Source organism: uncultured Corynebacterium sp. (assembly GCF_945649885.1).
Classification (GTDB): Bacteria; Actinomycetota; Actinomycetes; order Mycobacteriales; family Mycobacteriaceae; genus Corynebacterium.
Map to the genome: position 1 here is coordinate 1 of NZ_CALZFS010000107.1, position 9,974 is coordinate 9,974.

General features: G+C 57.7%; 8 protein-coding genes and 1 tRNA gene. 7 read left to right on the top strand and 2 right to left on the bottom strand.

Annotated elements, in window-relative coordinates:
- Positions 1–42 precede the first annotated feature (42 nt).
- The 4 genes from pstC to Q0M74_RS10885 all read left to right on the top strand — a co-directional run bounded on the left by pstC (position 43) and on the right by Q0M74_RS10885 (position 4,170).
- Positions 43–1,110, top strand: a complete 1,068-nt coding sequence (gene pstC, locus Q0M74_RS10870) for a phosphate ABC transporter permease subunit PstC (protein ID WP_293954327.1) — start codon at positions 43–45, stop codon at positions 1,108–1,110.
- A gap of 14 nt (positions 1,111–1,124) precedes the next feature.
- Complete coding sequence (pstA, locus tag Q0M74_RS10875) at positions 1,125–2,057, top strand: phosphate ABC transporter permease PstA (RefSeq protein WP_293954329.1); 933 nt, start codon at positions 1,125–1,127, stop codon at positions 2,055–2,057.
- Positions 2,058–2,096: 39 nt separating this feature from the next.
- Positions 2,097–2,870 carry a phosphate ABC transporter ATP-binding protein PstB gene (pstB, locus tag Q0M74_RS10880; protein WP_293954330.1) on the top strand — a complete coding sequence of 258 codons (774 nt, stop codon included), beginning with the start codon at positions 2,097–2,099 and terminating at the stop codon, positions 2,868–2,870.
- 175 nt (positions 2,871–3,045) lie between these two features.
- A complete protein-coding gene (locus tag Q0M74_RS10885) occupies positions 3,046–4,170 on the top strand; it encodes a cytochrome P450 (RefSeq protein ID WP_293954332.1) in 1,125 nt (374 codons plus the stop codon).
- Here Q0M74_RS10885 and Q0M74_RS10890 read toward each other — a convergent pair.
- On the bottom strand, positions 4,167–4,922 hold the full coding sequence (locus Q0M74_RS10890) for a phosphate uptake regulator PhoU (RefSeq protein ID WP_293954335.1): 756 nt from the start codon (positions 4,920–4,922) through the stop codon (positions 4,167–4,169). The two genes, Q0M74_RS10885 and Q0M74_RS10890, sit on opposite strands and share 4 nt — an antisense overlap.
- A gap of 115 nt (positions 4,923–5,037) precedes the next feature.
- Positions 5,038–6,183: a tRNA dihydrouridine synthase DusB gene (gene dusB / locus Q0M74_RS10895; RefSeq protein ID WP_293954337.1), complete on the bottom strand. Its 1,146-nt coding sequence runs from the start codon at positions 6,181–6,183 to the stop codon at positions 5,038–5,040.
- 421 nt (positions 6,184–6,604) lie between these two features.
- Between dusB and Q0M74_RS10900 the strand changes: the two genes are divergently transcribed.
- From Q0M74_RS10900 to Q0M74_RS10910, 3 genes are all read left to right on the top strand, one after another.
- The gene (locus Q0M74_RS10900) at positions 6,605–8,128 is read left to right on the top strand and encodes an acetyl-CoA hydrolase/transferase family protein (protein WP_293954340.1); all 1,524 of its coding nucleotides are present in this window, start codon (positions 6,605–6,607) and stop codon (positions 8,126–8,128) included.
- Between the two features lie 244 nt (positions 8,129–8,372).
- Positions 8,373–9,668 (top strand): cytochrome P450, encoded by a 1,296-nt coding sequence (locus Q0M74_RS10905; RefSeq protein ID WP_293954343.1) that lies wholly within the window; start codon positions 8,373–8,375, stop codon positions 9,666–9,668.
- An 81-nt stretch (positions 9,669–9,749) separates the two neighbouring features.
- A tRNA-Lys gene (locus tag Q0M74_RS10910) sits at positions 9,750–9,822 on the top strand.
- Positions 9,823–9,974 lie beyond the last annotated feature (152 nt).

The following is a 9,974-nucleotide window of genomic DNA, read 5'->3' on the forward strand; positions in this document are numbered from 1 at the left end:
TGTTTGAAGTTAATATTCGTCAGTTAAGGAATTAACCAAGTCATGGCCCGAAACGAGTCAGCCACCGAGCAGAGGGAATTGGATCCGTCCAAGGCCCAAACTCATCCCGTGGCCACCATCGGCAACACCGCACAGCCAAAGTCAGCAAAGAACATTGCTGCTTCTGGCGCTGGAAGTGTGAAGCGACCAGGTGACCAAATCTTTGAGACCCTGTCCACCGCCTCCGCAGCAATCATCACCGTGCTCATCGCGGCCATCGGTGCGTTCCTTATCTGGCGCGCTATCCCAGCCCTCACCAACAACGCAGAGGGTCTGCTGGGATTCTTCACCTACACCGGCGCATGGAACACCCTTGATGTCGAAGCAATGTACTTCGGTATCCCCAACCTTCTCGCCGCCACACTGCTGATCTCAGTGGTGGCATTGATCATCGCCATGCCGATCGCACTGGGCATCGCGGTCTTCCTCTCCAACTACGCACCCAAACGACTGGTCAAGCCACTGGGCTACATGGTGGACATGCTCGCAGCAGTCCCTTCCATCGTCTACGGCCTCTGGGGCTGGCAGGTGCTCGGACCATCACTATCCAACCTCTACACCTGGGTCGAGAGCTGGGGCGGCGGATTCTTCCTGTTTGCCACCTACGCCAACTCCCCATCCTTTGCCACGGGCCGCAACATGCTCACCGGTGGCGTCGTGCTGGCCGTGATGATCCTCCCGATCATCGCCGCCACCGCCCGCGAAGTATTTGTCCAGACGCCGAAAGGCCACATTGAAGCAGCGCTCGCACTCGGTGCCACCCGCTGGGAAGTTGTCCGCATGACTGTCCTGCCATTCGGCATGTCCGGTTATGTCTCCGGCGCCATGCTGGGCCTGGGCCGCGCACTGGGTGAGACCATGGCCCTGTACATGGTTGTCTCTCCATCGTCTGCCTTCCGTTTCTCGCTGTTTGACGGTGGTACCACCTTCGCAACAGCAATCGCCAACGCTGCCGCAGAGTTCAACGACGACACCCGTGCCGGCGCCTATATCGCTGCCGGCCTGGTGCTCTTCGCCCTGACCTTCATCGTCAATGCTGCAGCCCGCGGCATGGTTAACCGCGGAAAGTAGAAGGGTCTACAACAATGACTAACAACATTTCCGCAGCCACCACGCCGCGCATGGATGAGCCCTTGAAGAAGAGCTCCGCATTCACCGACATCTCCAGTCGTCGTAAAGCCTCCGATGGCTTTGCCACCTTCCTGATCTACCTGGCGATGGTCATTGCCGCAGTCCCGCTGGTCTGGGTGCTGTGGACCGTCATTTCCAAGGGATTCTCCCCGATTCTCACCGTTGACTGGTGGACCACCTCCCAGCAGGGCACGCTGCTCCAGCTACCCGGTGGCGGTGCCGCACACGCCATGGTGGGAACGCTTGTCCAGGCACTGATCACTTCGATCGTGTCCATCCCGATCGGCATTTTCACCGCCATCTACCTGGTGGAGTACTCCAACGGTAACCGCCTGGGCCGCATCACCACCTTCATGGTGGACATCCTCACCGGTGTTCCCTCCATTGTTGCCGCACTGTTCATCTACTCCATGTGGATCGTCATGTTCGGTTTCTCCCGCTCCGGACTCGCTGTGGCACTCTCCCTGGTCATCCTCATGGTCCCGGTGATCATCCGAAACACCGAGGAAATGCTCCGCGTGGTCCCACAGGACCTGCGTGAAGCCTCCTACGCACTGGGTGTTCCGAAGTGGAAGACCATCGCCAAGATCGTTCTTCCCACCGCCCTGTCCGGCATCGTCACCGGCGTGATGCTGGCGATTGCCCGCATCATGGGTGAATCAGCACCAGTCCTGGTGCTGGTTGGTTCCACCCAGGCCATCAACTGGAACCCGGTCAGCGGTCCGCAGTCCTCACTGCCACTGATGATGCTGGACATGTACAAGGCTGGTACCGCACCAGCCACCCTGGACAAGCTGTGGGGTGCTGCCCTCACGCTGGTGATCATCATCGCTGTTCTTAACATCGGTGCACGAGTGATCTCAGCCAAGTTCTCGGTCAAGCAGTAACCCCACACTTTTTATAAAACTTTTCAGGAGATACCCACGATGTCGAAGCTTAAGCTCAACGATCTCGATATTTTCTACGGCGACTTCCACGCTGTCCAGAACGTGAACCTCGAGGTTCCGGCCCGCTCAGTCACCGCCTTCATCGGCCCATCCGGCTGCGGCAAGTCCACCGTTCTGCGTTCGATCAACCGCATGCACGAGGTCACCCCGGGTGCCTACGTCAAGGGAGAAATCCTCCTTGACGGCGAGAACATCTACGGACCAAAGATCGACCCGGTCGCCGTGCGTAACACCATCGGCATGGTCTTCCAGAAGGCCAACCCATTCCCAACCATGTCCATCGAGGACAACGTTGTCGCCGGCCTGAAGCTCTCCGGTGAGAAGAACAAGAAGAAGCTCAAGGAAGTAGCCGAGAAGTCCCTGCGCGGCGCCAACCTCTGGGAAGAGGTCAAGGACCGCCTGGACAAGCCGGGTGGTGGCCTCTCCGGTGGTCAGCAGCAACGCCTGTGCATCGCACGCGCAATTGCCGTTGAGCCTGAGGTTCTCCTCATGGATGAGCCCTGCTCCGCATTGGACCCGATTTCCACCCTGGCCGTGGAGGACCTCATCCACGAGCTCAAGGAAGAGTTCACCATCGTGATCGTCACCCACAACATGCAGCAGGCTGCGCGTGTGTCGGATCAGACCGCCTTCTACTCCCTAGAGGCCACCGGCAAGCCGGGCCGTCTGGTTGAGCTTGGCCCCACCAAGAAGATCTTCGAGAACCCGGACAAGAAGGAAACCGAGGACTACATCTCGGGCCGCTTCGGATAAACCCCGAACTTCAACTTGTGTTAGACCAGCCGTCGTGCCCTCCGCACGGCGGTTTTTCTCATGGTCGGGGGCAGTGGTTGACGCTGACAGGTATGTGCTCCGCTGGCAACCTTTAAGTACGATTAAATCAATGTTTAATATTCCCGTTGGGGGAATGAGAAGTTGGGAGAACCATATGTTGCAGGGCACAGATCCCCGGACGACCACCGACCAGCTACGCCAGGATTATGATGTCACCCAGATTGATGGCATCTGGACTGTTCTGGGGCATCCTGAAGCGATGCAGGTAGCCCGTGATCCTCATTCCTACTCTTCAGCGGTGTCGCGGTACCTGCAGCTGCCTAATGGTCTGGATGGGGTGGAACACAGCCGGTTCCGTGCGTTGATCGACCGTTACATGACGCCTTCTGTGGTGGCGGGTCTGGAACCGGTGTTCGCAAAGGTGGCGCAGGAAGTAGTGGGGGAGGCGGTGGCGGGGACACTACAGGGGGAGACAGCAGAGGTCGATGCCGTGGAATTGGGCATCAACTTCTCTGTCAGGGCAATGACAGCATGGCTGGGGTGGCCACGGGATCTGGAGCCGCGTCTGGTTCAGTGGGTGCGCAACAATTCCCAGGCCTCACGTTCCAGACAGCAGGAGAAAACCGCAGAGGTGGCGGCAGATTTTGATGAGATTATCCGGGAGGTGGTGGAACCCCGACTGCGGGACAGTTCCATCAAGGACGTGACCGCTGATCTGGTCAAGGACGATTTCCTGGGGCGGAAACTCACCTTCGAAGAAATTGTCTCCATCCTGAGGAACTGGACCGGTGGTGATCTCAGTTCCATGGCGTTGTGCATCGGCGTGGTGGTTCAAGGACTCACCAACAATCGCGCGGTGCAGGACCGTATTCGCGGTGGCGTATCCACGAGGGAACTGGAGGCCATGATTGATGAGTTCCTGCGCATCGACAGCCCCTTTGTCACCAACCGGCGCGTCACCACCTGCCCTGTCACACTGGCTGGCCAGCACATCCCTGCCGGTGAGCAGATCAACATCAACTGGACTTCCGCCAATCGTGATGAGCGAATTTTTGAGGACCCGGATGCCTATGATGCCTTCAACCTGTCGAAGAACCTGGTCTGGGGAGCCGGGCCACATGAGTGTCCCGGGCGTGATCTCTCCATGGCTGAACTGCGGGCTTTTGTCACAGCGCTTATCGACGCCACCGTGGTCACCCCGACGCAGAGTGCTCCGGTACGGGCCCGCTTCCCGCTGGGTGGATATGTGTCAGCGCCAGTGGTGCTGAACAGAATCTAGATGATCGGATCCTCATCCGAAGAGCTGCGGCGGAACTGTCGTTCCAGCTCTGCCCAGCGACGCTCCACGTCCGCCTCGATCTCTTCATGCTTGCGCTTCTGGATATATTCCTCCGGCTGCAGACCACTGGAGAAATAGACAAGACGGGCAGCCACATTCACAGTGTGGTCAGCGTAGCGCTCATAAAAACGTGACAGCAGGGCCAGGTCCACAGCATTGCGGGCAGAATGTGGCCAGGGACGTGAAGTGAGGATCCGCATGATGTGGTGGTGGAGATCATCCACGGCATCATCATCCGAGGCCAGATCAAGGGCGATATCTGCATCTGGGGTGATCAGGATCTGTCGAATCTTGTCTGACATGTTGTCTACCAGGCGTGACAGTTCCTTGATGAAACCGATGAATTCCTCAGGAACCACCGGATCAGGGTGGCGGCGTCGTGCCGCATTGGCCACATGCATGCCGAGAGCACCCATGCGGGAGAAGTCCTCCACGATGTAGATGGAGGAGACCACCTGGCGCAGATCGCGGGCCAGGGGAGTTTCCAGTGCCAACAGCTCGACAGCCTGGACCTCACAACGGGTGCGGACCTCCTCCAGCTCATCCGCGTTAGACAGAGCAGCTTCGGCAGAGGCCAGAGAATCACCGAGCAGCGCATCGGATGCCTTGCTCATGGTGTCTTTGGTGAGATCGCACAGAGTGATGAGGTCATGTGCGAATTCGTCTAGTTGCTGCCTGTATGACCTACGCATGGGAATCACTATAAGCTCAATAGGATCGTACTGCAGGGTGCATGTGAGCAAAATGTCCAGACAGCTGGGCTGCAGAAAACCTATCTACCCGGAAACGGGGCTGAAACCGGAAGTTTCAACCTCCGGAGTTCTCCATTTCTGCGCCCACCGGCACAGTCTCATCCTCCGGATCATCCAACCAGCCCTCAGGCAGGGCCACCTTTGCTGAAGATCCCTTGCGGCCACGAGCTCCATCGGCATCTTCGGCCTTGGCATCAGAATCTGCCCATGGAACCAGCAGATCTTCCAGTTCGGTGTAGGTGGAGGTGCGCGCCAGCTCAGCGCGGAACTCTCCCCCGACAGGGAAGCCGCGGAGGTACCACCCCATGTGCTTACGGAGATCACGGATGCCTTTGAGCTCACCATCGTGCTGCATGAGTAGTTCCGCGTGACGCAGGATGATGCGGGTGACCTCACCAAAGGTGGGTTCCTCCGGGATCGGCTCGCCACGCACCGCAGCAGACAGCTCAGCAAATAACCAGGGACGGCCCAGGCAGCCGCGACCAACCACGACGCCATCGCAGCCGGTCTGCTCCATCATGCGGGTGGCATCATCAGCTGCGAAGATATCGCCATTGCCCAGAACCGGAATGCCGGTATCCGCCAGGTGTTCCTTGAGACGGGCGATCTCATTCCAGTCGGCTTCACCAGAATAACGCTGGGCGGCGGTGCGGGCATGCAAGGCAACAGACTTGGCACCTGCATCCACCGCGATGCGGCCGGCATCAAGGTGGGTGTGGTGTTCGTCGTCAATGCCCACGCGGAATTTCACCGTGACCGGGATATCAGTGCCCTCAGTGGCGCGCACTGCCGCCGAGACGATGTTTTCAAAGAGCCTGCGCTTATAAGGGATGGCCGAACCACCACCACGGCGGGTCACCTTGGGCACCGGGCAGCCGAAGTTCATATCAATATGATCAGCCAGATTCTCATCCACAATCATCTTCGCAGCCTCATAGGTGTACTGCGGATCAACTGTGTACAGCTGCAGGCTGCGTGGATTCTCATCCGGGGCGAAGGTGGTCATGTGGAGGGTCTTCTCATTGCGTTCCACCAGGGCACGCGCAGTGACCATCTCACAGATATAAAGCCCTGAGATCGTTCCGGTACGTTGCATCTCCTGTTCGCGGCACAGGGTGCGGAACGCCACGTTGGTGACACCGGCCATGGGGGCCAGAATCACCGGGGAGGCAAGGTCAAAGGGTCCGATCTTCAGAGTCACACCTCCCATTGTCCTACCTATGTGGATGGGTGCCAAATGGTAGGGCGCTAAAGGCTGATGAGTGAAAGGTGGTGCTGAGGGAAACTATGAAAATATTGGGTAAAAGTACTGAAAAGAGTTGCAGAAGAATCCATTGATGTGTCAGCAAAGTCAAGGGTGGAATGAAAAGTCGTCGCTATCGCTGCTGATCACACCCTAAATTCGGACATTTGGGTAGTAAATGGTTTATTCTTGTTAGCACAACAGAAAAAGTGGGGTACATCATAAAACATCCACGGCAGTGATTTGCAGGCGCTCTGAGAGTGTTCGAGCGTGGCAGACAAAGCCTGGATATTTTTACGTGTAGACCGCCTGGACATCTTTCGTCGAACCTTGTGCCATGAACATGGTTATGGGGATCGACTACCTGAGGAGGTAACCAATGTCAGATCGTATTGCTTCGGAGAAGCTGCGTTCCAAGGTCATGTCTGCCGATGAGGCAGCTCAGTTCGTTAACGCTGGTGACAAGGTCGGTATGTCCGGCTTCACCGGTGCGGGCTACCCAAAGGCACTCCCAACTGCCATCGCCAACCGTGCGAAGGACGCTCACGCAGCAGGATCCGATTACGCGATTGATCTGTTCACCGGCGCATCCACCGCACCTGACTGCGATGGTGTTCTCGCAGAAGCCGACGCCGTCCGCTTCCGCATGCCTTATGCCTCTGATCCGATCATGCGTAACAAGATCAACGAGGGCAAGATGGGATACTCCGATATCCACCTGTCCCACTCCGGTCAGTACGTGGAGAACGGCTTCTTCGGCAAGCTGAACGTCGCCATCGTCGAAGCAGTCCGCATCACCGAAGAGGGCCACATCGTGCCTTCCTCCTCCGTGGGCAACAACGTTGAGTACCTGGCTGCCGCTGAGAAGATCATCATTGAGGTCAACTCCTGGCAGTCCCTGGACCTTGAGGGCATGCACGACATCTGGAACATGCCAAAGCTGCCTAACCGCATCGCTGTCCCGATCAACAACGCTGGTGATCGCATCGGTAAGTCCTACATCGAGATCGACACCGACAAGGTTGTCGCCGTTGTTGAGACCAACACCCCGGACCGCAACGCACCATTCAAGCCGGTCGATGAGGTCTCCCAGAAGATCGCCGGCAACTTCCTCGATTTCCTCGAGGGCGAGGTTGCCGCTGGCCGACTGTCCTACGACGGCTATGTCATGCAGTCCGGCGTGGGCAACGTCCCCAACGCTGTGATGGCAGGCCTGCTGGATTCCAAGTTCGAAAACATCCAGGCCTACACCGAGGTCATCCAGGACGGCATGGTCGACCTGATCGACGCCGGCAAGATGACCGTTGCTTCTGCCACCTCCTTCTCCCTCTCCCCTGAGTACGCAGAGAAGATGAACAATGAGGCCGCCCGCTACCGCGAGTCCATCATCCTGCGCCCACAGCAGATCTCCAACCACCCGGAGGTCATCCGTCGTGTTGGCCTGATCGCCACCAACGGCCTGATCGAAGCCGACATCTACGGCAACGTGAACTCCACCAACGTCTCCGGCTCCCGTGTCATGAACGGCATCGGTGGTTCCGGCGACTTCACCCGCAACGCCTACATCTCCTCCTTCATCACCCCATCTGAGGCCAAGGGTGGTGCGATCTCCGCGATCGTTCCTTTCGCCTCCCACATCGACCACACCGAGCACGATGTCATGGTGGTCATCTCCGAGTACGGCTACGCCGACCTGCGTGGCCTGGCACCACGTGAGCGCGTGTCCAAGATGATTGCTCTGGCACACCCTGATTACCGCCCACTGCTGGAGGAGTACTACGCTCGCGCGACCTCCGGCGACAACAAGTTCATGCAGACCCCTCATGACCTGGCCACCGCGTTTGATTTCCACCGCAACCTGGCTAAGAACGGCTCCATGAAGCACCAGGATCAGCTGGTCTAAACCATCTGAGTGGTGAAACCGCCCTCCTTCACCCTGGAATCCGCTGAGGACTACAGGTGCAGGAAGGCGGTTTTTTCATGCCTTCTTCTTTTCCCCAGGCACGGTTGGGCATTTGCGGAGCTGCCAGGGGTGCAGATGGGGAGATGAGTTTCTCAACATGAAACTGATGTTTCAGGGATGATGGGAAAATAAGGAAGACGGCAACGAAGCTGACCACAACATAAATGGAAGAGGTCCCACCGTAATGTCCACCACATCCTCATGTCCCTTTGCCCCCGGGGAACAAGCCCCCAACCTGCTCCGCAAGGGTTATCTCTTCATCTCCCACCTCCGCAAGAAGGCCGGTGTGGCACCGGGATCCAATTCCCCGGTACGCACCCGCATGCTCTTTAAACCCGTGACCATCGTCCGCGGTTCCAAAGGCGTGGAGCTCTTCTATGACACCGACAGAATCAAGCGTGACGGCGGCATGCCGGCAGTGATCAGAGGGCCACTGTTTGGCCATAACGCAGTGCACACCTTGGACGGGCAGGAACACCGGGTGCGTAAACACCAGATGGCGGATGTGGCCTATGACGATGCCAAGGTGGACGCCTTTGACACCCTGGTGAAGCAGGAAGTGGAAAAGATTGTTGCTGACTGGGCACACACCCCAGGAACGGTCTATGAGGGAGCAGCACTGTCCTTTGGACGTGCTGCCTTCAAATGGGCAGGCATTGAACTCAGCACCAAGGAAGCTGATCGACGCGCCCTTCAGATGGCGGACCTGGTCTATGAATTCGGCCACCCCATCACAGGGCATATCAAGTCCTGGATCAACAGAGCCAAACTGGACAAGTGGGCGGAGAAGATCATTGAGGAGACCCGCGCTGGTAAACGCCATGCTGAGGAGGGAACAGCCCTGCATGCGATGGCACAGCTCACCAGCCCTGACGGGGAGCTTGTCGACGCCCGCACCGCAGGAATTGATCTGCAGAACCTGACCAGGCCAACCATCGCTGTTTCCCTCTTCGCCTCCTTTGCCGCCGGTGCCCTGGTCGATCACCCAGAGTGGGTGGAGAAGATCCGCGATGGGGGAGAAGCCGTAGCTCTGGCCTTTGCGCAGGAAGTCCGCAGGACTTATCCCTTTGTACCCATGTTGCCTGCCGTGGCCACCACCGACACTGAAATCCAGGGCTGCCCGGTTAACAAGGACGAGCGGGTGATCATCGATATCTATGGCACCAACACGGACCCCAATGAATGGGACAACCCCAGCTCCTTCAACCCTGACCGATTCCTGGCCCGTGAAGATCTGAAATCCCAGGCTGACTATGAAAAGATCACCGCCTTCATCCCCCAGGGCGGAGGAGGGGTGTATACCGGCCACCGCTGCCCAGGGGAGAAGATCGCAGTATCTGCGTTGACTGCGCTGGTGCTGGCATTGTGCCGCCCAGGCGTGGTGCTGTCCACAGATCCGGCAGACATCCGTTTCTCCTGGACCAAGATGCTCACCCGCTCTGAAACCGGCATGCGAGTACGGGTGGAAAAGCAGGATTAATCAGTAGCGAGGGAAGAAAAACGACTTAATCGGGGGGTCGTTTTTCTTCTTGCTCATTCATCTACTAATATATGCAGAGTTGGGCCTATAGCTCAGTTGGTAGAGCTACGGACTTTTAATCCGCAGGTCTCGGGTTCGAGTCCCGATGGGCCCACAACTAACCCCCGTGCACTGTTCTTAGAACAGTGCACGGGGGTTAAGTATTTCAGGGGACGCGCGTAAGTTCCGAGGGTCGTGGGAACGGCTTAAGTAAGAAAAGTGTGTTTTTACGGCGTGTTGAGTTAAATAATATTTGTATGCTTTTCC